Annotated in this window: 24 protein-coding genes; 23 read left to right on the top strand and 1 reads right to left on the bottom strand. The window is 44.3% G+C overall.

The genetic code is table 11. The annotated features are described in order from the left end of the window. Position 1: 1 nt before the first annotated feature. From ACYH0O_RS21865 to ACYH0O_RS21850, 4 genes are all read left to right on the top strand, one after another. Positions 2–1177 carry a phosphoglycerate dehydrogenase gene (locus ACYH0O_RS21865; protein ID WP_482630311.1) on the top strand — a complete coding sequence of 392 codons (1176 nt, stop codon included), beginning with the start codon at positions 2–4 and terminating at the stop codon, positions 1175–1177. Between the two features lie 70 nt (positions 1178–1247). Further along, entirely contained in the window at positions 1248–2018 is a 771-nt protein-coding gene (locus ACYH0O_RS21860; RefSeq protein ID WP_482630310.1) for an alpha/beta fold hydrolase, read from the top strand. Positions 2019–2095: 77 nt separating this feature from the next. Then, entirely contained in the window at positions 2096–2737 is a 642-nt protein-coding gene (locus ACYH0O_RS21855; protein ID WP_148970223.1) for an HD domain-containing protein, read from the top strand. 72 nt (positions 2738–2809) lie between these two features. After that, on the top strand, positions 2810–3040 hold the full coding sequence (locus tag ACYH0O_RS21850; RefSeq protein ID WP_148995393.1) for a CsbA family protein: 231 nt from the start codon (positions 2810–2812) through the stop codon (positions 3038–3040). A 72-nt stretch (positions 3041–3112) separates the two neighbouring features. Here ACYH0O_RS21850 and ACYH0O_RS21845 read toward each other — a convergent pair whose 3' ends face one another. Then, a complete protein-coding gene (locus ACYH0O_RS21845; RefSeq protein ID WP_482630309.1) occupies positions 3113–5110 on the bottom strand; it encodes an N-acetylmuramoyl-L-alanine amidase in 1998 nt (665 codons plus the stop codon). Positions 5111–5733: 623 nt separating this feature from the next. On the opposite strand from ACYH0O_RS21845, the gene uvrB reads away from it, so the two are divergent. The 19 genes from uvrB (at position 5734) to hisIE (ending at position 24165) form a co-directional block, all read left to right on the top strand. Then, positions 5734–7716, top strand: a complete 1983-nt coding sequence (gene uvrB / locus ACYH0O_RS21840) for an excinuclease ABC subunit UvrB (protein WP_482630308.1) — start codon at positions 5734–5736, stop codon at positions 7714–7716. A gap of 7 nt (positions 7717–7723) precedes the next feature. Further along, positions 7724–10597, top strand: coding sequence for an excinuclease ABC subunit UvrA (uvrA, locus tag ACYH0O_RS21835; RefSeq protein ID WP_482630307.1), 2874 nt, complete (start codon positions 7724–7726; stop codon positions 10595–10597). Between the two features lie 211 nt (positions 10598–10808). Next, a complete protein-coding gene (locus ACYH0O_RS21830) occupies positions 10809–11123 on the top strand; it encodes a magnetosome magnetite crystal formation protein family (RefSeq protein WP_426892372.1) in 315 nt (104 codons plus the stop codon). 22 nt (positions 11124–11145) lie between these two features. Beyond that, positions 11146–12279: a DUF4097 family beta strand repeat-containing protein gene (locus ACYH0O_RS21825; protein ID WP_482630306.1), complete on the top strand. Its 1134-nt coding sequence runs from the start codon at positions 11146–11148 to the stop codon at positions 12277–12279. Between the two features lie 21 nt (positions 12280–12300). Then, complete coding sequence (locus ACYH0O_RS21820) at positions 12301–12504, top strand: PspC domain-containing protein (protein WP_148970216.1); 204 nt, start codon at positions 12301–12303, stop codon at positions 12502–12504. Further along, positions 12504–12860, top strand: coding sequence for a phage holin family protein (locus ACYH0O_RS21815; RefSeq protein ID WP_324745413.1), 357 nt, complete (start codon positions 12504–12506; stop codon positions 12858–12860). The genes ACYH0O_RS21820 and ACYH0O_RS21815 overlap by 1 nt, the downstream gene beginning before the upstream one ends. A 169-nt stretch (positions 12861–13029) precedes the next feature. Continuing rightward, the gene (gene hprK, locus ACYH0O_RS21810) at positions 13030–13965 is read left to right on the top strand and encodes an HPr(Ser) kinase/phosphatase (protein WP_148970214.1); all 936 of its coding nucleotides are present in this window, start codon (positions 13030–13032) and stop codon (positions 13963–13965) included. Between the two features lie 68 nt (positions 13966–14033). Further along, entirely contained in the window at positions 14034–14870 is an 837-nt protein-coding gene (lgt, locus tag ACYH0O_RS21805; protein ID WP_482630305.1) for a prolipoprotein diacylglyceryl transferase, read from the top strand. A 19-nt stretch (positions 14871–14889) separates the two neighbouring features. Then, positions 14890–15855 carry a nucleoside recognition domain-containing protein gene (locus tag ACYH0O_RS21800; RefSeq protein ID WP_482630304.1) on the top strand — a complete coding sequence of 322 codons (966 nt, stop codon included), beginning with the start codon at positions 14890–14892 and terminating at the stop codon, positions 15853–15855. Then, positions 15827–16477 (top strand): pyrophosphatase PpaX, encoded by a 651-nt coding sequence (gene ppaX, locus ACYH0O_RS21795; protein ID WP_482630303.1) that lies wholly within the window; start codon positions 15827–15829, stop codon positions 16475–16477. Before ACYH0O_RS21800 ends, ppaX begins: the two co-directional genes overlap by 29 nt. Next, the gene (locus ACYH0O_RS21790; RefSeq protein ID WP_482630302.1) at positions 16474–17013 is read left to right on the top strand and encodes an acyltransferase; all 540 of its coding nucleotides are present in this window, start codon (positions 16474–16476) and stop codon (positions 17011–17013) included. The genes ppaX and ACYH0O_RS21790 overlap by 4 nt, the downstream gene beginning before the upstream one ends. A 503-nt stretch (positions 17014–17516) precedes the next feature. Further along, positions 17517–18704, top strand: coding sequence for an ATP phosphoribosyltransferase regulatory subunit (locus ACYH0O_RS21785; RefSeq protein ID WP_482630301.1), 1188 nt, complete (start codon positions 17517–17519; stop codon positions 18702–18704). Beyond that, on the top strand, positions 18701–19324 hold the full coding sequence (gene hisG, locus ACYH0O_RS21780) for an ATP phosphoribosyltransferase (protein WP_148995379.1): 624 nt from the start codon (positions 18701–18703) through the stop codon (positions 19322–19324). Before ACYH0O_RS21785 ends, hisG begins: the two co-directional genes overlap by 4 nt. A gap of 179 nt (positions 19325–19503) precedes the next feature. Further along, the gene (hisD, locus tag ACYH0O_RS21775) at positions 19504–20778 is read left to right on the top strand and encodes a histidinol dehydrogenase (RefSeq protein WP_482630300.1); all 1275 of its coding nucleotides are present in this window, start codon (positions 19504–19506) and stop codon (positions 20776–20778) included. 51 nt (positions 20779–20829) lie between these two features. After that, positions 20830–21417 (top strand): imidazoleglycerol-phosphate dehydratase HisB, encoded by a 588-nt coding sequence (hisB, locus tag ACYH0O_RS21770; RefSeq protein ID WP_482630299.1) that lies wholly within the window; start codon positions 20830–20832, stop codon positions 21415–21417. A 3-nt stretch (positions 21418–21420) separates the two neighbouring features. Continuing rightward, complete coding sequence (gene hisH, locus ACYH0O_RS21765) at positions 21421–22056, top strand: imidazole glycerol phosphate synthase subunit HisH (protein ID WP_482630298.1); 636 nt, start codon at positions 21421–21423, stop codon at positions 22054–22056. After that, complete coding sequence (gene hisA, locus ACYH0O_RS21760) at positions 22053–22787, top strand: 1-(5-phosphoribosyl)-5-[(5-phosphoribosylamino)methylideneamino]imidazole-4-carboxamide isomerase (protein ID WP_482630297.1); 735 nt, start codon at positions 22053–22055, stop codon at positions 22785–22787. Before hisH ends, hisA begins: the two co-directional genes overlap by 4 nt. Then, positions 22781–23539, top strand: a complete 759-nt coding sequence (hisF, locus tag ACYH0O_RS21755; RefSeq protein ID WP_482630296.1) for an imidazole glycerol phosphate synthase subunit HisF — start codon at positions 22781–22783, stop codon at positions 23537–23539. The genes hisA and hisF overlap by 7 nt, the downstream gene beginning before the upstream one ends. After that, the gene (gene hisIE, locus ACYH0O_RS21750; protein WP_482630295.1) at positions 23536–24165 is read left to right on the top strand and encodes a bifunctional phosphoribosyl-AMP cyclohydrolase/phosphoribosyl-ATP diphosphatase HisIE; all 630 of its coding nucleotides are present in this window, start codon (positions 23536–23538) and stop codon (positions 24163–24165) included. The genes hisF and hisIE overlap by 4 nt, the downstream gene beginning before the upstream one ends. The last annotated feature ends 72 nt before the right edge of the window (positions 24166–24237 follow it).

The following is a 24237-nucleotide window of genomic DNA, read 5'->3' as shown; positions in this document are numbered from 1 at the left end:
GATGATTTCAATCAATACGTACAATGCAATAAGTCAAAGCGGACTTTCACTGATCGAGGATGACCTGAACTACCATCTGAATGGAAATGGTGATCCCGATGGAATCCTGGTCAGATCCAAGAACTTGCATGATTACTCTTTTCCGGCGTCAGTCAAAGCCATTGCCCGGGCAGGAGCAGGAGTCAATAATATCCCGATTGATCACTGTACGGAAAAAGGAATTGTTGTCTTTAATACACCCGGTGCGAATGCAAACGCCGTGAAAGAGCTCGTACTGGCTAATTTGATCGCTTCTTCACGTAACCTATATTCTGCTGTCGGCTGGACAAACACTTTAAGAGAAACAGAGGAAGATGTACCAAGTGTCGTAGAAGCAAAGAAAAAAGAATTCGTAGGAAGCGAGATTAAAGGGAAGAAACTTGGAGTCGTAGGCTTAGGCGCGATTGGCGTCCTTGTCGCAAATGATGCCCTGGCTCTTGGGATGGATGTGGTCGCCTATGATCCATTTATATCAGTGGACGCAGCGTGGCGTTTATCCCAGGATGTGAAGCGTGCTCATCATATTGAAGAAGTATGGGCAGAGTGTGATTTTGTGACGCTACACATTCCATTAACAGACAAAACGGAAAGCTTTGTGAGTGAAGAAGGCTTCACTAAGATGAAAAAGGGTATGACGATCTTAAACTTTTCAAGAGGTGAGCTAGTAGAAGAAGATGCTCTGGAAAAGGCCCTTGAAGCAGGAATTGTCCGTAAATATGTGACGGATTTCCCTAATAAAAAGGTTTTGAACATGAAAAACGTCGTCCCTGTTCCTCACTTGGGTGCATCTACCGTAGAATCTGAAGAAAACTGTGCCATCATGGCGACAAAGCAGCTGAAAACATATCTTGAAACGGGTAATATTAAGCATGCTGTGAACCTGCCTGATGTGGAACTTCCTTATAGTGGAAAAATGCGAGTGACGGTCATGCACCAAAACATCCCGAATATGGTCAGCCAAATCGCCAATGTTCTCTCAGGGTACGCAGTTAATATCGCAGATATGATTAACCGCAGTAAACATACGTGGGCCTATACCATGATTGATTTGGATCAAAAACTCCTCGAAGAAGAACAATATCAAGTGAAAAGCAGGATGAAAGAAATACACGGTATTGTTTCCGTCCGTCTCATTTAAATAAAGTGACTAGAACTCCCTTAACCCGAGAACAATGTGTAGTAAAGCGGTTGAGGGAGGATTTATTTTTATGGCGATGATTCATTTTAAGGGTAGAGATCTTTATTTTGACGATATAGGAGAGGGGAATCCCCTGGTCTTGATCCATCCCCCGGGCATGGGAAGGATGACCTTCATAAAGCAGCATGTGCTTTCCAGGCATTTTCGCCTCATCATTCCGGATTTAACAGGACATGGAGACTCCTTTACCTTGGATCAGAATATAAGTATCGCTGAGTTTGTAGAGGACATAAAGGCGATCCTCGACCACCTGAACATTGCTGAATGTGTGATGCTTGGATATTCTGCAGGGGGAATAGTAGGACAAACATTCGCCTGTACCTATGAAAATCGGGTTTCCGCCCTCATTCTAGTAGGTGGATATCCGAAAGTCACGAATCCCAAGCTGATATGGATGCACCATATGGGCATGAAAATGGTTCGTGACCATCCTGCCCGCTTATCGGGAATTATTTCCAGAGCACATTTCAAAGACAAGTTTGAGCGTGAGAAGCTCAGGGGTCATATGAATAAGGCGAACCCCCATATTTGGTATCAGTTCTACGAGCAATCCCTTCATTATGATGGGATAAAGCAGGTCGAGAAGCTTCCCATACCTCTACTCTTAATTTATGGTGAAAGGTCGGATTGGATCAATTCTCATCTAAAACTGTATAACGATTGCTATCCTAAGAAAATATATATCATTCCAGGAGCCTCTCATCAAATTCCCACACGTTATCACGATGCTCTAAATAATATACTGTTAGGAGAAATAAAAGGGTTGGAAGCTAAGGGTTAGTGGATAATCTTTGCCCTTGCTCCTTCAACTTGATACTATTTTCATAAAGTAAAGTCGATCAACGAGAGGAGAATAACATGGGAATTCATCATTATTTTAAGAGCTTATCGGACCTTGAAACCCTCATTCGCTGTCCGGGGCGATTTAAGTATCATGAGCACAATGTAGCAAGCCACTCATTTAAGGTAACTAAAATAGCCCAATTTCTTGGGACTGTAGAGGAACAGAACGGGAAAGAAATCGATTGGAAAGCTCTGTATGAAAAAGCACTGAATCATGACTACGCAGAGTTATTTACAGGCGATATCAAGACCCCTGTGAAGTATGCATCGGGAGAGTTACGTGAACTTTTCAGCCAGGTGGAAGATCAGATGGTCAATAAATTCATTACTACAGAATTTCCCCCGCAATTTCAAGAAGTGTACAGAGAACGGTTTAAAGAGGGAAAAGACGATACCCTTGAAGGAAGGGTCTTATCTGTCGCAGACAAAATCGATCTTCTGTATGAATCCTTTGGAGAAATTCAAAAAGGGAATCCGGAACCTCTATTTATTGAAATTTATCAAGAAGCCTTATCTACGATTGTGAAATACAAGGACCTGGAGTGCGTACAATACTTCTTGGAATACATTCTGCCTGATATGCTGTCTGAAAAATTCATCCCCCATAGTGAGTTGAAGGAAAGGACCCAGAGATTAATTCAGCAGGGTGAGGAGTAGGAAAACCCTTTCCAGATAGGGAAAACTTCGGTAGAATATGTGTTATTCCCTTATCTTTAAGGAGAGTTGAACGTGTCCAAAATCATTTTAGGTTTATTTTTACCAGGATTGCTTGTCGTTCTGTTCACACGCGTTACTTACAATCATTATGTCGGATTGATCTTGACCGTAGCCCTTATTGCAGCTTCGGTTTCAAAGGGCTATACGGATTCATGGTTCCTTATTGTCGTGGACGCGGCTTCGTTGACTGTCGGATTCTGGTATAGCGACCGGATGATGAAAAAAGCGAAGAGAAGTGCATGATTTGGGTGACAGATGAATAGAAGTTCTTGAAAAACATGGGCTGTCTTTTTTTAAAAGACAGCCCATGTTTTTTTATGGAGTAGCTACAACATCGACATCGCTGGCTTTTACAAAGGCCAGGCGGTGGTTTAAGTGAATAAGATAGAATTCATCATTCCCCCAGACGATTTTATGAGTCGTCTCTGGATTGTACGTGTAAACAGGTGCACTGTAGTAGCTTCCTTTTACTTTCTCGGTTGCTACATATTTTTGATCAGAGGTAAGTGTGTACTGAAGAGGAGACATTCCTCTTACCGGGATGTCATCAGGAAAAGCTTCTTCTTCTGGATAGGCAAGTCCATAAACAGGGATGCCCGGAGTTCCTGCCTTAGGTGTGATCACAATACCTGATCCTTTTGTTGTATTCCTTCCTTTAGGGTTATAAAACCATGCTTTTTGTCCTGCGTACCAAATTGCTGTCCAGTCATCTTGTTCTTCTGCCTTGTAAAAGGTTTGCCCTGTAACCGCCTTGTTACCCCAATTGGACGCATCGAGTGGGTGGGCGTTTGGTAGGGCAGCGTCTTTGATTAACGGAGCATCAAAGCTTGGAGCTGTATACAAATACACAAAATTTGCCGATTGTTCAGGTACAGGTTCTCCTGATGGAGTCTGAAGGATTGGTTTGTTTGTTTCGAAATTCGGACGGATTTGGACGATGCCTTTTTGTCCTTTTCCTGACTCCAGGGGAGCTCCAAGGATTTGCATATAATGTGCCCAATCCCAGAATGGACCTGGATCCCAGTGCATAGCAGGTTGTCTTGCAGCAGTCGTCCCAGGTATCTCATCATGTGCAATGATATGATCGCGGTCTAATGGAATATTGAACTTTTTAGAAAGATGTTTAACTAATCTGGCTGATGCATGATACAACTGTTCGTTATACCATGCTGCTCCTTCAATGGCGATACCTTCGTGCTCGATACCAATGCTCTTGGAGTTGAAATACCAGTTGCCAGCATGCCAGGCTACATCTTTATTGTCCACCATTTGGGTGATATCACCGTCGGAAGAACGGATCACATAATGAGCGGAAGCTTGAGTCCATTCCCTCTGGAACACAGTTTTGGTTAAGTCATAGCTGATCTCTGTGTCATGGAGGACGATGTACTTGATTTCCTGATTGTCATGTGGGCGGTTTGCAATATCGTAATTGCCATATGAAGTTTCATAGTAGGTCCCGCCACCCCAGTCAATTTTCTTGTAAGCTGCCTGAACGTAATGGCATGCGAGGCCATTCGGACAATCGGCTTCGGTTTCTTCAGTGTCCTTTTTTAAGTTTAATGATTGGATTGATTCTATATTCGGTTTGGTTTGTTTTGGGGCTAAGGTTAAGGAAGAGCCATCCTCTGTTTGTCTAGTTACTCCTTCGTTAATTGTCTCGTATACACGGTCCGCAAAGTCCTTTGCTCCCGTATAGTCGGATGAACCGCTGTATTTAGCGACTGCCCCGTACCATTCATTTACATCAGAAGGTGTCTCCCCAGAGGTATCTATGGCATACTGCACCAGAAGTGCTGCAGCGCCACGGATATTTTGCTGTTTATTTTGTTTCAACGTTTCTGGTTGAAGAGAGAGTAGTTCAGCTGCGGTATTCAGAGTGTGAAGTCTTGAATCATTGATGTCTAAAGTAGACTCGATTTTCAGTATTGATTTTTCTAACGGTTGAGAGTCTGCGTCCTCTTTACCGGATAAAAACATATGAGCGGGTTCATCGCTGTGGGTATCTTCTAAACTATCAGTATTAACCTCCGTAAGATGCATCAAACCGTAGCCTCCGGAAGCACTTGGCTTTCCGTCATGATGCTCCCATAGTGATACGTTATAACCCACTGCAAGTAGAATTTCAACCGGGACATTGAATTCCTGCGCTGCTTGTTGAAACGCTTTTTGCAACTCGAGTGAATCGACAACTTCAGCTTGTGCCACTCCATGAGAGGTAATCGATGGTGACATCGGGGTGATTGTGGAACTAAGTAGGAATCCCGTTAAACTAAGGGAACCGGCAACTTGTAGCCATTTAGATTTTTTCATACATTCCTCCTAAACAATATGTATTTTTTGTTGAACTTATAAGAAAGCTTATTGGAAATAAGACAGAATAGTCAATCAATTATCAGGTATATGCCTAGATGAATATTTGTGTCGGGAAAAGCTTAATGATGTGGCAGAAAGCATATTCAAATAGAGATTCTTAATTGTGGATAAATAAAGAATAGTGTGAATAAGTAAGAGGGTACACATGTTATTCACAGATTGAATCCGCATTCATCAACATTGTGCACAAGAAATTTGACGAATTGTGAATAAACTTAGGGATTTTCCACAAGTAATATCGACTTATACACATAGTTGTGCACAGGTTGTGTATAGAAATGTCTCGTATTATGTCGAAAATTTCTTATAAGCTCCTTGCTGCCTGCTGTAAAATGTCGAAATCATGATTTAAGCCTCTAAACTATTTCTTCATCAAAAGTTATCCACAACCAAGATGATGTTATTCCTACAAAAATAAAAAAAACGAACTTTTGTTCGCTTATTATTGGTTAATACTGTAGGAAATGTGGTAGAATGTGTATAGAAGAATGGACAGTGTTTAAGATGGGTATAAGTAGGTAAATACAAGGTAGCAGTCCTTTATAATAGGAGGTTTCACGGTGAAAGATCAATTTGAGCTCAAGTCTAAATATAAACCAGAGGGAGATCAGCCACTGGCGATTGAGAAATTAGTTCAAGGCATAAATGAAGGGAAACGCCATCAAACCTTACTTGGAGCTACAGGGACAGGAAAGACATTCACTGTCTCCAATGTGATCAAGCAGGTTGAAAAGCCGACCCTTATCATTGCTCATAATAAAACATTGGCGGGGCAGCTCTACAGTGAATTTAAAGAGTTTTTCCCTGATAACGCCGTTGAATATTTTGTCAGTTACTATGACTATTATCAGCCAGAAGCATACGTTCCTCAAACGGATACGTTTATTGAGAAGGATGCAAGCATCAATGATGAAATCGATAAACTCAGGCACTCTGCCACATCTTCTTTGTTTGAGCGAAAAGATGTCATCATCATTGCCAGCGTGTCCTGTATTTATGGTTTAGGTAACCCGGAGGAATACCGGGAGCTCGTTCTTTCCCTGCGTACAGGAATGGAAATCGAACGAAATCAATTGCTGCGTAAGCTTGTGGATATTCAATATGAACGAAACGACATCGACTTTCAGCGTGGAACCTTCCGTGTTCGAGGCGACGTAGTGGAAATTTTCCCGGCTTCCCGGGATGAACACTGTATGCGTGTAGAGTTTTTCGGAGATGAAATTGACCGGATTCGTGAAGTGGATGCCCTGACAGGTGAAATCATGGGCGAACGAGATCATATCGCGATTTTCCCGGCTTCCCACTTCGTAACCCGTGAAGAAAAATTGCAGGTCGCCATCAAGAATATTGAAAAAGAACTTGAAGAGCAATTAGTCATCATGAAAGAAGAAAATAAACTGCTCGAGGCCCAGCGTCTGGAGCAACGGACCCGTTATGATCTCGAAATGATGAGGGAGATGGGCTTTTGCTCGGGGATTGAAAACTACTCCCGTCACCTGACACTAAGGCCGTCCGGATCGACACCGTATACTCTTCTGGACTATTTTCCAGACGATTTCTTAATTGTTGTCGACGAGTCCCATGTGACATTACCTCAAATCAGGGGGATGTTTAACGGGGATCAGGCCCGTAAAAAAGTGCTTGTGGATCACGGCTTCCGTCTGCCTTCAGCCATGGACAATCGTCCCCTGCGCTTCGAAGAATTTGAAAAGAAAACACAGCAGCTCCTCTATGTTTCGGCAACTCCTGGACCATATGAGTTGGAGCATAGTCCTGAGATGGTTGAGCAGATCATCCGTCCGACAGGACTGTTAGATCCGATCATCGAGGTACGTCCCATCGAAGGACAAATCGATGACCTTCTGGGTGAAATCAACGAACGTATTGAGAAAAATGAACGTGTCCTTGTGACTACCCTTACGAAGAAAATGTCTGAGGATCTCTCTGCATATTTAAAGGAAATGGGTATTAAAGTTCAATATTTGCATTCAGAAATCAAAACCTTGGAACGGATTGAAATTATTCGCGACCTCCGTTTAGGTAAATATGATGTTTTAGTGGGAATCAACCTGCTTCGTGAAGGATTGGACATTCCCGAGGTATCACTCGTCACCATACTGGATGCCGATAAAGAAGGGTTCTTGCGTTCTGAACGTTCCCTCATTCAAACGATTGGCCGTGCAGCTCGTAATAGTAACGGTAAAGTCATCATGTACGCGGACAAAATGACCGACTCTATGCAAAAAGCACTTGATGAGACAGAACGTCGTCGAACGATACAAGAAGAATATAATGAAAAACACGGCGTTACCCCGACGACCATACAAAAAGAAATCCGGGATGTCATCAGGGCAACTCATGCCGCAGAAGAAGCAGGGGTTTATGAAGGAGAACAGACAAGAGTTTCGAAAATGTCTAAACCGGAGCGACAAAAACTTATTGCTAGCTTAGAAGTGGAAATGAAGGAAGCAGCCAAGGCATTGGACTTTGAGCGCGCTGCACAGCTTCGTGATACCATTCTTGAGCTCAAGGCGGAAGGATGAACGATATATGGCGCGAGATCAAATAATCGTACAAGGAGCTAGAGCTCATAATTTAAAAAATATAGATATTAAAATCCCCCGGGATAAACTGGTCGTTTTAACGGGGCTTTCGGGTTCAGGTAAGTCATCCCTTGCCTTTGATACCATTTATGCAGAAGGACAAAGACGTTATGTCGAATCCCTTTCTGCCTATGCCCGTCAATTTTTAGGTCAAATGGATAAGCCTGATGTCGATGCCATCGAAGGGTTGTCCCCGGCGATTTCCATCGATCAAAAAACAACGAGTCGTAATCCCCGTTCGACTGTAGGGACGGTAACAGAAATTTACGACTATCTAAGACTGTTGTTTGCAAGAGTAGGGAAACCGATTTGTCCAAATCACGGGATCGAAATCTCCTCCCAAACGATTGAACAAATGGTCGACCGTATTCTTGAATACCCGGAAAGAACGAAGCTTCAAGTACTGGCACCAGTTGTATCAGGCCGTAAAGGAACTCACGTGAAGACCCTTGAAGAAATAAAGAAACAAGGGTTTGTTCGAGTACGTATCAATGGTGAAGTCCAGGATCTTGGAGAAGAAATCTCGCTGGAAAAAAATAAAAAGCACTCCATTGAAGTGATTATTGATCGAATCGTCGTGAAGGAAGGTGTCGCAGCACGTCTGTCCGACTCACTTGAAACTGCACTTAGACTGGCAGACGGTCAAGTTATCATTGATGTAATAGGTGAGGACGAACTTCTATTCAGTGAGCATCACGCCTGTCCATACTGTGGTTTCTCTATCACAGAGCTTGAGCCAAGAATGTTTTCTTTCAATAGTCCGTATGGTGCCTGCCAAAGCTGTGACGGATTGGGAACAAAGCTTGAGGTTGATAAGGAGTTGATAATCCCAAATTGGGATCGCACTCTGAACGAGCATGCGATTGCTCCGTGGGAACCAACCAGTTCTCAATACTATCCGTCTCTTCTTAAGGCAGTATGTGATCACTATGAAATTCCGATGGATATTGCTGTGAAGGACATTCCGAAACAACAAATGGATAAGGTCCTGTATGGATCCGGCAAAGATGAGATTTACTTCCGTTACGAGAACGATTTTGGTCAAGTTCGTGAAAACTATCTTCGTTTCGAGGGAGTCATCCCGAATGTTGAGCGCCGTTACCGTGAAACAAGCTCTGATTATATCCGTGAACAGATGGAGAAATACATGGCGCAGCAGGATTGCCCAACCTGTAAAGGCCACCGTTTGAAAGAAGAGAGCTTAGCAGTAAAAGTAGACTCACTTCATATTGGGGAAGTAACAGCCTTTTCAATAGAAGAAGCAGAGCAGTTTTTCCATAAGCTCGAGCTATCTGAAAAAGATATGAAGATCGCCAATCTTATTTTGAGGGAGATCCGTGAACGCCTCGGATTCCTGGTCAACGTTGGACTTGAGTACCTCACATTAAGCCGGGCAGCAGGCACGCTTTCGGGGGGAGAGGCTCAACGGATTCGTTTAGCGACTCAAATCGGTTCCCGTCTGACGGGGGTCCTCTACATTCTTGATGAGCCGTCCATCGGATTGCACCAACGGGACAATGACCGACTGATCGACACCTTAAAGAACATGAGGGAAATAGGAAACACATTGATCGTAGTCGAGCATGATGAAGATACGATGATGGCTGCAGACTACCTCATCGATATCGGACCTGGAGCGGGTGTTCACGGGGGAGAAGTGGTGTCTGCTGGAACACCACAAGAAGTGATGGATGACTCGAACTCATTGACGGGTCAGTACCTTTCAGGGAAGAAGTTCATCCCTCTTCCACAGGAAAGACGTAAACCTGATGGCCGGTACTTAGAGATTGTGGGAGCGAAAGAAAATAACCTGAACAACGTCAAAGTGAAGCTGCCATTAGGAATCTTTACCGCTGTGACTGGAGTATCCGGATCCGGTAAAAGTACGTTGATCAATGAAATCCTGCATAAGTCACTGGCTCAAAAGCTTCATAATGCAAAATCAAAACCTGGTGAGCATAAAGAAGTGAAGGGGATTGACCACCTTGATAAGGTCATCGATATCGATCAATCACCGATCGGTCGTACCCCAAGATCGAACCCGGCTACTTATACCGGGGTATTCGATGATATCCGGGATGTATTTGCCACAACCAATGAAGCGAAAGTTCGGGGCTATAAAAAAGGCCGTTTCAGCTTTAATGTTAAAGGAGGACGTTGTGAAGCATGTCGCGGAGACGGGATCATCAAGATCGAAATGCACTTCCTTCCAGATGTGTACGTTCCATGTGAAGTTTGTCACGGGAAACGATACAACCGGGAAACACTTGAAGTGAAATATAAAGATAAAAATATTTCTGATGTACTCGAGATGACAGTCGAAGACGCAGTGAAATTCTTCGAGAACATTCCGAAGATTAAACGTAAACTGCAAACCATCTTTGATGTTGGACTTGGCTACATCACGTTAGGTCAGCCAGCCACTACGTTATCAGGGGGAGAAGCCCAACGTGTGAAGCTTGCTTCAGAATTGCATCGTCGTTCTACTGGCCGCTCTCTATACATTCTGGATGAGCCGACAACGGGACTTCATGTGGATGACATTGCTAGACTCTTAGTTGTTCTTCAACGACTTGTTGAAAACGGAGATACGGTCCTCGTCATCGAACACAATCTTGATGTCATTAAAGCAGCCGATTACCTTGTAGATCTTGGTCCTGAAGGCGGGGACAAAGGTGGTACGATTGTTGCAAGCGGAACCCCTGAAAAAGTGGCCGAAGTACAAGGCTCCTACACAGGAAAGTACCTGAAACCTGTGCTTGAGCGCGATCGTGAACGGATGAAGAAGAGGATTAGGGAAAAAGAAGAAGTGACGAATTAATGATGGGAGAGATGCAAAGTGCATCTCTCTTTTTAATAAAAAACAATTCCCGTCGTCAATCCCCAACCAAAACCACAACTCCATACCTATCTAAAATCAGCCTCAAGTTGGAGTGAAGAACATTCCCACTATGTGAAAATAAGATTACAAACAAATGCATTGAAACCTTTTGCTTCACGTATCGTAAATAATAGTAGAGGAGATGATGAAGATGGAGACCAATAAGGTATTATCAGCCCTGTGCTATTTCAGTATATTTTTTGCAGGCTTCCTTTTTCCGCTGATCGTTTATTTTGTATCAGATCATCCTTATGTGAAAAAGGACGCTAAAGCAGCCTTTTTATCTCACTTATTACCGGTTGTTGCGGTGCCCCTTGTGATTGCAGGCTTGTTTTTGGATATGGGGGTTTTCGCGAGTGGTGCGGGATTGCCGATATTCACCGTCATCATGATCGGTTTAGCCATATTACTTAGTGTTGTCGTGGTCATTTGGAATGTGTATAAAGGCATTAAAGTACTTTTATAATCAACAAAGGGGATGAAAGAGTATGAATGAAGAACGCAAACGCATTTTGGATATGTTGGAAAATGGGACGATTTCGGCACAGGAAGCAGTGGCATTATTGGAAGCAATTGATCAAAAGCCAAATACATCAAAAGAAAAGGCAAAGGAAAAGGATTTCCTTGATGATTTTGTGTCCATCTTTCAAGAGGATAAAAAGGGTGAGAAAGAACACTCTACCCATTCGGGAAATCCGAAAGATAAGCTTCTTGATTTCATGAATAGCGCGTTGAACAAGATTAAGAATTTTGACTTTGATTTTCAGTGGAATCAATCGGTGGAGCTGTCTCATGTGTATCAACAGCCCAATACGGATTTCGAGAAAATCGATGTAGATGTGGCCAATGGAAAGGTAGAACTGATCCCTTGGGATGGTGAGGAAGTCCGGGTGGAATGTGAGGCCAAGGTTTATCGTACAGAAGATCATGAGGAAGCCAGAAAGCAGTTCATGGAGAATACGTCCTTTGCTGTAGACGGGGATACGTTGTATTACTCCACCCAATTAAAGTGGATGAAGGTAGACTCTAAACTCTACATTCCAAAGCATCAATATAAAAGGATTTCGATCCGCTTATTTAATGGTGGATTAAATGCAGAGAATTTAGATGTCCAGGATCTTCGTGCCAAAGCTGCTAATGGAAAGATTCATATCGATCACCTGACAGCGAAAAAAGCAGAAGTGGAAACATCCAACGGTGCGATTTCAATCCTGAACGCGAAAGCTCACCATGTTGAAGCAGAATCCATTAATGGAAAGGTCTATGTCGAAGGGGATATCTCAATATCAGATGTGCAATCCCTGAACGGAAACGTGGTTTGTGCCTTGACCGGGGAGAAAGCCGACACGCTTCACGCAAAGACGGTAACGGGCAACATTGATTTATTCGTTCCTGAAAACATCAACATCTCCGGAGAGGCAAAATCAAACTTCGGTGGTTTTAAGCTTGAGTTGCAGGGTATTGATGTACTAGAGGAAAAAAATGAAGTGGTCCAAAAGTCGATTCGTTTCAGTCGTAAAACCGATTCAGACGATAAGCTTCATCTTTTTGCGGAAACAAAAGCGGGATCTGTCCTCATAAAAAAGCATGAACAGAAGAATGTTAATAAGGACAACGCATAAGATGAGAAAGAAGGAATAACAATGAGAAAACAATTGGCACGATCAAGGTCTGACAGAAAACTCGCCGGGGTGCTTGGAGGTTTGTCCCGTTATGTGGGGATCGATGCAACGATTCTAAGGGTGATTTTTATCATCCTGCTCATTCCGACGGGATTCTTCCCTCTGGCCGTCGTATACGGTTTATTGGCCTTCGTGCTCCCAAATGAGGAGGAAGCCATCAAATAATGAGATGGATTATTGGAATTTTAATCAATGCAGTAATCTTTATTGCATTGGCAGGGTTTTTTGAAGGATTTGAAGTATCCGGGTTCGGGGCAGCAATAGGAGCCAGCTTTATTCTTTCGATACTGAATGTTCTGGTGAAACCGATTTTGATCATCTTGACTCTGCCGGTGACTATTTTATCACTTGGGCTGTTTCTCTTCGTCATTAATGCCATTACGTTACTGCTGACGGATGGCCTGATGGGAAGCAGCTTTGAGTTATCCGGATTTGGCATGGCTTTTCTGGCATCGATCATTTTGTCCCTTGCCAACCTGGTGATTCAAAAAACAGTGATGGATCCGATGAAAGAGAAGTAATAGGAAAAAACTCCGGCTTGATTGTTGAGCCGGAGTTTTTTTGTGGGGATAAAACGTGCACCTGTTACAAGTAAGCTGCCTTGCGCTTTTTTCTATAATTGCTAAAATAGGTTAGAGAAAGAATCGTTTATAAATATGAAGCGAGTGTAACGTGAAGGAGGAGCTGCATGTGGCAAAGGTCCGCACAAAAGATATTGTCGATAAGTTTAAATTAGAGCTTGTCGGTGGAGAAGAAGGCTTACATAGACCTATTACAACGAGTGACATTTCCCGTCCAGGTTTGGAGATGGCCGGTTATTTCAACTACTATCCTGCAGAGCGGATACAACTATTGGGAAAAACCGAGTTATCTTTTCTGGAGCTATTAGATGAAGCGGAACGTAAGCGCAGAATGGAAGCTCTCTGTACAGATATTACGCCTGGTATCATCATTTCCAGAGACCTTGAGATTCCGCCTGAGCTAGTAGAAGCATCGAATCGTTATGATGTTCCTGTCATGCGTTCTTCGATGAAGACAACACGATTCTCTTCGAGGCTGACAAACTATCTGGAAAGTAAGCTTGCCCCAACAACGGCGATCCATGGTGTACTGGTGGATATTTATGGAGTCGGAGTGTTGATCACGGGGAAAAGCGGTGTTGGTAAAAGTGAAACTGCTCTAGAACTAGTGAAAAGAGGTCATCGTCTTGTAGCAGATGATTGTGTCGAGATTCGCCAGGAAGACATGGATACGTTAATCGGCAGTTCTCCTGAATTGATTGAACATCTGTTGGAAATACGTGGTTTGGGGATCATCAATGTCATGACGTTATTTGGTGCAGGAGCCGTCCGCAGCCATAAGCGCATTACCCTTTGCATCAATCTCGAGCTATGGGATAAAACGAAACAGTACGACCGGCTTGGACTGGAAGAAGAGACAATGAAAATCATCGATACGGATATTACAAAATACACTGTACCTGTTCGTCCCGGACGAAATCTCGCGGTTATCATTGAGGTGGCTGCCATGAACTTCCGTCTGAAACGTATGGGCGTAAATGCAGCAGAGCAATTTACAAACCGATTGTCTGATGTGATTGAAGATGGAGAGAATGAAGATATCTAATCCTTACATAGAACGTGAATGAAGTTTACATTCATATGCTATCTTAATGGAAAAAAAGGAGAGACAAAATGAACGAGAACATTACGCCAATCGACCCTATTGCCATATCACTCGGTCCGATCCAAGTACACTGGTACGGTGTCATCATCGGACTTGGGATTGCATTAGGACTCTATTTAGTCATTCGTGAGAGCAAACGACTGGGTCTTCACCCCGATACATTCATCGATTTGCTCGTTTGGGCCATTCCCATCGCTATCATTTGTGCACGCGCTTATTATGTCATCTTTGAGTGGGATAATTATTATGCCGATCACCCCGGGGATATCATTAAAGTCTGGAATGGTGGAATCGCCATCCATGGTGCATTGATCGGTTCTGTCCTTACTACGATCGTGTTTGCCAAAATAAAAGGGCTGTCGTTCTGGAAGCTCGTTGATATTGCGGCACCGAGCATTATTTTAGGTCAGGCAATCGGCCGCTGGGGTAACTTTGTAAACCAGGAGGCCCATGGTGGAGAAGTGTCCCGTGCGTTTCTTGAAAGCCTGATGCTTCCCGATTTCATCATTAATCAAATGTATATTAATGGAGTGTACTACCACCCTACATTTCTATATGAATCTCTTTGGAGTTTTGCCGGATTGATTCTTCTTCTTGTCCTGAGAAGAAAAGCAAGCAGTCTTCGTCGTGGAGAACTGTTCTTAACATATGTGATCTGGTATTCCATCGGTCGATTCTTTGTTGAAGGATTGAGAACGGACAGTCTGATGCTGGGTTCTTTACGATTTGCACAAGTGATTTCGATTCTTCTTATCATTGGTGCGATTGGTGTATTCTTTTACAGAAGAAAAGCCGGCCTTGCGAAGAAGGCATATGATGAAAAGACGGATAGCGTAAATGCTTAACAAAAGGAGAGTAGGGCGTATGTGGATATCATCTTTGAAAAATGGCGGAATCACAGGTTTGAAAACAACGTGGTCACTGGGAAAGGTCATCTTTCCGATCACGCTGATCGTGTTTTTGCTTCAATATACACCTGTCCTTCCTTGGGTCATGGAGAAGATTTCTCCGTTCATGAAACTCATCGGGCTTTCAGGTGATGCGGCCATTCCTCTTGTATTGGGCAATTTTCTTAACTTGTACGCAGGAATCGGTGGGATCCTATCCCTTGATTTAACGGTGAAAGAAGTATTCATCATTGCTGTGATGCTCTCCTTCTCTCATAATTTGTTCATTGAATCAACGGTAGCCGCAAAGGTTGGCGTGAAGATTTGGCTGATTGTCGCAGTTAGGGGCGGGTTGGCCCTGGTATCGGCGATTGTCATCAATCTGGTTTGGAACGGTGGGTCTGAAATCGCCAAGTACGGAATGATGCCCCCACAACAAGCCGAGCCGGACGGGTGGGGGGAAATCATTCTCCTGGGACTTGAAAAAGCGGGATTTGGTGTCTTGCAATTAGCTCTTATCGTCATACCTCTTATGATGATTATTCAAGTGATGAAAGATCTGAAATGGATGGATGTTTTTTCACGATGGATGTCCCCTGCCACACGGGCGCTGGGCATGAATGCAAATACATCATCTACGATGGTGGCGGGACTCGTCATCGGGCTGGCATACGGAGCAGGAGTCATGATTCAGGCAGTAAAAGAAGATGGTGTGAGTAAGAAGGATGTCACGATTGCCTTCATCTTTTTAGTCGCCTGTCACGCCGTGGTGGAGGATACGTTAATCTTTATCCCGCTTGGCATCCCTGTTTTGCCACTCCTGATCATCAGGCTTGTCACAGCGATTTTGTTAACGATGGCGGTTGCTTACATTTGGAACAGGGTCGATGCAAAGAAAGAAAAGGAGAGACATTATGAGCAGGATTACAACAATATTATTTGACTTAGACGGAACATTGATCAACACCAATGATTTAATCATTTCTTCCTTTTTGCATACATTGAATCATTATTATCCGGGGCAGTATGAAGAAAAGGACGTTCATCCTTTTATGGGGCCACCATTAGAGGAGTCATTTGGAGGACTGAATCCTGACATGATGGAAGAAATGTGTGCTCATTACCGAACTTATAATCATGAGCATCATGACGCACTTGTCACTGAGTTTGAAGGGGTGTATGAAACCGTTCAAGCCCTTTACGAAAATGGATACAAATTAGCGATTGTCTCAACGAAAATCCGTGATGTTGTGTTAAAAGGATTGGACCTTATGAATCTTCGTCCGTTCTTTGAAGTCATCATCACCCTGGACGAAGTCGAGAACGCGAAGCCGCATCCTGAACCGATTGAGAAAGCTCTCGTAGCATTGGGGTCCTCACCTGAAGAAGCAATTATGATCGGTGACAATCACCACGATATTTTAGCCGGGAAAAATGCAGGAGTGCTATCGGCAGGTGTCGCGTGGAGTGCGAAGGGGAGAGAGCATCTGGCCCACTACGAACCGGACTTCATGCTGGATAATATGAAAGACTTATTACCGATTGTTGGAGTTCCGACTGCATGAGACGAACGACCCGCTACCCTGTAGAAGGAGCAAATTCTCTCTGGCATGTTTACAAAACCGTTCCTTTCGGGAAGGTCGTCAAAAATTTCATCGTGATTCAACTGGCAAGGTACACACCCTTTTTGGGGATGAAAAATTGGTTGTACAAGAAATTTTTGAAGATGAAGATCGGTGAACACACGTCATTCGCCCTGATGGTGATGCTAGACGTTATGTTCCCGGAAAAAATATCCGTTGGGCGTAATACGGTCATCGGGTACAATACGACGATCCTGGCCCATGAATACCTAATCAAGGAATACCGATTAGGTGATGTGGAAATCGGATCGGAAGTGATGATCGGGGCAAACACCACGATATTACCGGGTGTTCAGATTGGCGACGGAGCCATCGTATCAGCAGGAACCCTCGTACATAAAGACGTCCCGGCAGGAGCGTTCATAGGTGGTAACCCAATGAGGATCATCTACACTAAAGAGGAACTCGCCGCACGCTGGCGAGAAGATGCAATCTACGGATTGAAAAAAGAAGAATAAGGGAAAAGGCAAAGATAGAATGAGTTCTATTTTTGCCTTTTTTGTTTTGTAAAGGATGTTTTAAAATAGATTGTTGTTTTTATGATTTTTTATTAAGTAACCGATTCTCAGAAAGTTGATTGGAGTGGAAGGCGCTCGACTCCTGCGGGAATAGCGGGAAAGTTGAGACCCCGCAGGGCAAAACACGAGGAGGTTCAACTCACGCCCCGCGGAAAGCGAGCGCCTGTAGCGGAAATCAACTACTCCATGCCCAGTGAAATGATCACGATTGCAATACCTGTGGTAAATGTTCGTCCAATTACTATGTAAGCAACGTACTATTAACCAATCCCTGAAAATCCACAAATCAAACGGTTGACGAATAAAAAAAGAAACGCTACACTACAAATAACTTTATTTTATTAGCACATTAGCGAACTAAAGGATTTCTGAATAATCGAGAATTAGTAGCAATCCTCAAATCGGGGGAAAATAGATGAATTAATACACCAAAGGTGGTTCTTATGACTAAGTTATTCATGTTCGAGAAGCCATTGGGAATGAGAGATACATTCCCTGATTTATATGAAATCAAAGATCAGACGAAAAAGAATATGGAACAGGTGATGAAACTGTGGGGTTACAAGTTTATTGAGACTCCCAGCCTTGAATATTATGAAACAGTTGGTGAGGCATCGGCGATATTAGATCAGCAGCTATTCAAGCTTCTGGATCAACAGGGTCACACCCTTGTGTTAAGGCCGGATATGACAGCGCCGATTGCCCGGATTGCCGCGTCAAAATTATTAAAGGATGAAGCACCGCTGCGATTGGCATACTCGAATTCTGTGTTCAGGGCCCAGCAGCGGGAAGGCGGGCGTCCCGCAGAATTTGAACAAGTGGGAATTGAATGTATCGGTGACGACTCAGTCAGTGCCGATGCTGAGGTGATTGCCCTGATGGTTTCGGTATTAAAAGAAGCTGGATTGGAACATTTCAAGATTTCCATCGGCCACATCGGATTTGTGCAGGAGCTGTTCACTCAAATCGTCGGGACAGAAGAACGGGCGGATACGTTAAGAAGATACTTATATGAAAAGAATTATGTTGGATATCGCCAGCATGTCAACGAGTTGGCTCTCTCATCCATTGATAAGCAGAGATTGTTCCGTTTCTTGCAATTACGGGGATCAGAAAATGTTCTGGGTGAAGCCCATTCTCTTCTAGAAGGGGAAAAAGGACTGTATGCATTAGAACAGCTGAAAGATCTTTGGAGTATTTTAAAAGATTACGAAGTGGAGCAATTTGTGAAGTTCGATTTGAGCCTGGTGAGCCACATGAGTTATTATTCAGGTATTTTATTTGAAGTGTACGGAGAAAATGTAGGGTTTGCGATCGGAAATGGCGGCCGCTACGACAAGCTACTTGAAAAATTCGGAAAGAACTCCGGTGCGACAGGCTTTGGATTGCGTCTTGATTATGTTCTTGAAGCGATGCAGGTTGAGTTAACTTCCACTCTTCAGCAATGTGTGCTGTTTAGTGATGAGCGCAGGAAAGAGGCTATCGGTATTGCTCATGAGCTGCGAAGTGAGGGAGTCCAAGTGGTGCTGCAGAACTGGAAAGGCGTAGGAGATGTGGACGAGTTTACGAAGGGCTTCAGCAATGTGCACTTTGTTGTGGGACAGGACCCGAAAGGCGGTGAAACATCATGAGTGCGTTAACCATTGCCATGCCTAAAGGCAGGATATTTGAAGAAGCCGTGGAACTATTAAGGAAGGCAGATTACAATCTGCCGCCCGAATTTGATGACTCAAGGAAGCTGATCATCGAAGTTCCCCAGGAAGATTTACGATTCATCCTGGCAAAACCCATGGACGTTCCGACATATGTGGAGCATGGAGTCGCTGATTTAGGGATTGCCGGGAAGGACGTTATGTTGGAAGAAGAGCGAGACGTATATGAGTTGCTTGATTTGCGGATCAGTGGCTGTTACTTGGCGGTCGCAGGACTGCCGGATACAAAAATGAGTGATGTGGCACCGAAAATTGCTACGAAATATCCGAATGTTGCGTCATCCTATTTCCGTGAGCAGGGTGAACAAGTGGAAATTATTAAACTAAACGGTTCCATTGAGCTTGCTCCATTAATCGGACTTGCTGATCGCATCGTCGATATCGTTTCAACGGGAAGAACCCTGAAAGAAAATGGACTGGTGGAATACGAAACCATCGTTAACATCACCTCCAGACTTATCGTCAACCCCGTCAGCTACCGAATGAAAGACGAAAAAATAGAAGACCTCGTCACCCGGCTGACACGCATCATCGGGTAAGAGGGACGGACCTTGCCTGGAGCAGGTCAATACAGGAATATCAATACTAATAAAGAGAATTTGAGGTTCGGATGCTTGTTCATTCAGGCAAGGTCCGTCCCTCCAAATATAGATTACATAGGGAATACGGCATCTGCTTTCGTAAGCAGGTCCGTCCCTCTCGAAGGTTGGTGGATGTGATGAAGATTGTGAAGGATATAAGCGGGGCGTCGATTAAGCGCTCGGTCGATAGTGGTACGGAGGAGCAGCGAAGAGCGGTTCAGGGGATTATTTCTTCTGTGCAGAAAAATGGCGACCAGGCAGTCCGTGAATATACGAAGAAATTTGATGGTGTCCAATTAGAAGACTACAGTGTTTCTCAAGGTGAGATAGAGGAAGCCTTCGCTTCTCTGGATTCTGAGATGATCTCGATCATTGAAGAAGCTGCCGATAATATCCGAGACTTTCATGAGAAACAAAAAAGATCTTCATGGTTTACAACGAAAGAGGATGGAACCATGCTTGGCCAAAAGCTGACCCCCCTTGATTCAGTCGGCGTGTACGTGCCGGGTGGAACAGCTGCGTATCCATCCTCTGTATTAATGAATGTGTTGCCTGCTAAAGTCGCTGGAGTCAAACGAATCACGATGGTTTCTCCTCCTGGAAATGATGGGAAACTATCTGCCGGCGTGTTGGTTGCAGCTAAAATTGCCGGAGTGGAAGACATCTTTAAAGTCGGCGGTGCCCAAGCCATAGCCGCACTGGCGTATGGAACGGAATCCATCACTCCTGTGGATAAAATAACAGGACCGGGGAACATTTATGTAGCCCTGGCTAAACGCGAAGTATTCGGTGATGTGGATATTGATATGATCGCCGGCCCGAGTGAAATCGTGATTCTGGCCGATGAGAATCAGCGTGCGGATGAAATTGCCGCAGACCTTCTTTCACAGGCAGAGCATGATGTGTTTGCCTCTGCCGTTCTTGTGACGAATTCATCTTCACTGGCTGAAGAGGTATCGACACAGGTGGAACGACAGCTCTCTTCTCTTCCAAGAGAAGACATTGCCCGTCAGTCCATCAATGATTTCGGAGTCATCTACGTGCCGAGAGATATTGAAGAAGGAATCGATGTTGTGAATCAACTTGCAGCGGAGCATTTGGAAATTTTAACGGAGAAGCCGTTTGAAACGATGGCGAAAATCCGTCATGCCGGAGCGATATTCCTTGGCCGTTACAGCTCGGAGCCTGTAGGTGATTACTTTGCAGGACCTAATCACGTACTCCCGACGAACGGGACAGCACGTTTTTCAAGTCCGTTAAATGTAGATGAATTTATGAAGAAGACAAGTGTCATTTCATATAGTGAAACAGCACTGCAGCAAAATTATCAAAAAATCGCAAAACTTGCCCGCTTGGAGGGTCTTGAAGCCCATGCAAGGGCAGTGGAGATTCGATTCGATCAAGACAAATAGGGAAGAGGGAGGGACCTCCATGAGGTCCGTCCCTCCAAAAAGGAGGACATCATGGTGAGAAGTGCAGAGATTGTGCGAAAGACGAATGAGACGGATATTCGTTTGAATTTTGGAGTCGATGGAGAGGGAAACTCTAAAGTAGAGACAGGCGTCCCATTCATGAGTCATATGCTGGATTTGTTCACAAAACATGGGCAATTTGATTGTACGATTGAGGCAAATGGCGATATTGAAGTGGATGACCATCACACCACTGAAGATATCGGCATTTGCTTGGGACAGGCGTTACTTGCATCACTGGGAGACAAAAAAGGGATTAAGCGTTACGGCTCAGCCATGGTTCCGATGGATGAAGCTCTTGCCCAAGTCGTGGTGGACCTGAGTAACCGTCCGCACCTCGAGTTCCGTGCAGAACTTCCAAGTCAGAAAGTCGGGACCTTCGATACGGAGCTTGTTCATGAATTCCTTTGGAAGCTTGCTCTTGAAGCACGAATGAATCTTCATGTCATCGTTCATTATGGTCACAATACCCACCATATCATTGAAGCAATCTTTAAAGCACTGGGACGTGCCTTGGATGAAGCAACCATGATCGATCCCCGGGTAAAAGGGGTTCCGTCAACGAAGGGAATGTTATAATTCATGATCGGCATTGTAGACTATGGGATGGGCAATCTGTTCAGCGTCAGTAAAGCACTTGAACGGTTGAACATTCCTTATTTTATCAGTGATCAACAAGAGGAATTACTGAGCGCAGATGGGTTGATTTTACCGGGAGTGGGAGCATTTAAAGATGCTATGAATCTTCTCGAAACCACACATTTAAAAGAAACCATCTTCACTTTTACCCAAAGCGGGAAGCCGCTCTTAGGCATTTGTTTAGGCATGCAGCTCCTCTTTGAAGAAAGTAAGGAGAATGGATCAACAAAAGGATTGGCTCTTCTACCAGGTGAGGTGCTTCACATCCCAAAAGAGGACAGTCAAGGTAACTCATTCAAAGTCCCTCACATGGGGTGGAATCTTCTGCGTTACCAAAAAAACTCCCCTCTTTTAGAAGGGTTATCTGAAGGCTATGTTTACTTCGTTCATTCGTATTATGTGCACGAAGGATCCCAAGACGTGATCGAAGCGAGTGCTGATTATGCGGGAGTGAAAATCCCGGCAGTCGTAAGTCGGGAAAATATATACGGAATGCAGTTTCACCCTGAAAAAAGCGGGGAGCTTGGAATGAAACTGTTAGAAAACTTTACAAAACGAGTGATGGAGGCGGTCTCATGAGTTTTACGATTTATCCAGCCATCGATATGAGGGGCGGAAAGTGCGTTCGCCTCATTCAAGGTGATTATAATCAGGAAACGGTTTATGGAGACTCTCCGTTTGATATGGCGAAGAAATTCGCTGATGAAGGGGCCGAATGGATTCATATGGTGGATCTTGATGGGGCAAAGGAAGGCTCCCGGATCAATGATGAATTTGTGATCGCCGTTGCTGAAAAGCTGGATGCCAAGGTGCAGATCGGGGGAGGGATCCGGTCAAAAGAGGACATCGAGCACTATTTAAACCGAGGTGTGGATCGTGTGATCATTGGCAGTATCGCTGTTTCCAACACAGAATTAGTGAAGGAATGGCTGTCGGAATATGGTGATAAGATTGCCATTGGACTTGATGCAAAGGATGGCTATGTTGCCACTCATGGCTGGTTGGAAACATCCGCCCTTAAAGCTGTCGATCTTGGAAAAGAACTGGCCGAAGCCGGTGCAGAAATATTCATTTTCACCGATATTGCCACAGACGGAATGCTATCTGGTCCCAATGTTGAAGCGGTTGTGGATCTTGCTGAACAAACAGGGAAATCAGTGATTGCTTCTGGAGGCATTAGCTCATTGGAAGACTTGAAAACGTTAAAACAATACGAAAACCAGGGCGTCTCCGGGGCGATTTGCGGAAAATCACTTTATACAGGGAAGTTCACGGTGAGTGAGGCTGTAAATGAGGTGAAGGCATGTTAACGAAACGTATTGTCCCTTGCTTGGATGTGAAGGACGGCCGGGTGGTAAAAGGCATTCAATTTGTAGAGCTGAGAGATGCAGGAGACCCTGTTGAACTTGCTAAGGTGTACGATGAGCAAGGTGCCGATGAACTCGTCTTCCTGGATATTTCAGCCTCACATGAGGGACGGAAAACGATGGTGGAAGTCGTTAAGCGTGTAGCTGCGGAATTGGCGATCCCTTTTACAGTAGGTGGTGGGATTAACTCAGTAGAAGATATGAAAGCCATCCTTCGCGCAGGGGCAGATAAGGTTTCCCTTAACACAGCAGCCGTTCTGCGTCCTGAGCTTGTCCGTGAAGGAGCGGATTACTTCGGATCTCAATGTATCGTAGTGGCCATCGATGCCAAATACGATGAAGAGAGCAAAGGCTTTAAGGTGTACACCCATGGAGGCAGAAAGCTGAAAGACCTGGATGCCGTTGAATGGGCGAGGGAAGTAGAATCACTTGGTGCGGGAGAAATTTTGTTAACAAGCATGGATAGCGATGGAGAGAAGCAGGGGTTCAACCTTGCCCTGACGAAGGCAGTCAGCGAAGCAGTTTCGATCCCGGTGATTGCTTCAGGCGGTGCTGGAAATGCGGGGCACTTCAAAGAAGTATTCACAGAAGGTAAAGCCGATGCGGCACTTGCAGCCTCCATTTTTCACTATAAAGAAACGAGCGTGGAAGAAGTAAAGAGCTACTTAAGAGAACAGGAGGTGCATGTACGATGACAAATGACGATTGGATCGCATCCGTGAAGTACGATGATAAAGGATTGGTACCTGCCATCATCCAGGACGCTTCGACAAAAGAGGTTTTAACACTGGCCTATATGAATGAAACGTCTCTCAAAAAAACGGTTGAGACAGGAGAAACGTGGTTTTACTCCCGTTCACGCCAGGAGCTGTGGCATAAAGGTGAGACAAGCGGGAACACCCAAACCGTCAAAAATATCACGTGGGATTGCGATAAAGACGCCATCCTTGTCTTCGTTGATAAGAAAGGCCCTGCGTGTCATAAAGGTGAAGAAAGCTGCTTCCATGAAGGAGTGTATGGTGAGGAGAAATCATCAACAGAAAATATCCTCCTCACTCTGGAAAAACTCATTGAAAATCGTGAAATCGAGAGGCCAGATGGAGCATACACGACCTACCTCTTTGAAGAAGGTGTCGATAAAATCCTTAAAAAAGTAGGAGAAGAAGCGTCAGAAGTGATCATCGCTGCGAAAAACAGAGACAGTGAAGAACTGAAATGGGAAGTCGCTGACCTTTTCTACCACGTACTCGTCCTTTTAAGAGAACAAAAACTTCCACTCGAAGATGTGTTAGAAGTCCTTGTGGAACGTCATAATAAATAACTCCCTGAGGGACGGACCTTGCGCACGCGCAAAGGTCCGTCCCTCAAAATATGGTAGTTTAGTACAGGGGGA

The sequence above is a fragment of the Rossellomorea sp. H136 genome, from assembly GCF_056838065.1.
This window is presented reverse-complemented; position numbering and strand designations above follow the sequence as displayed.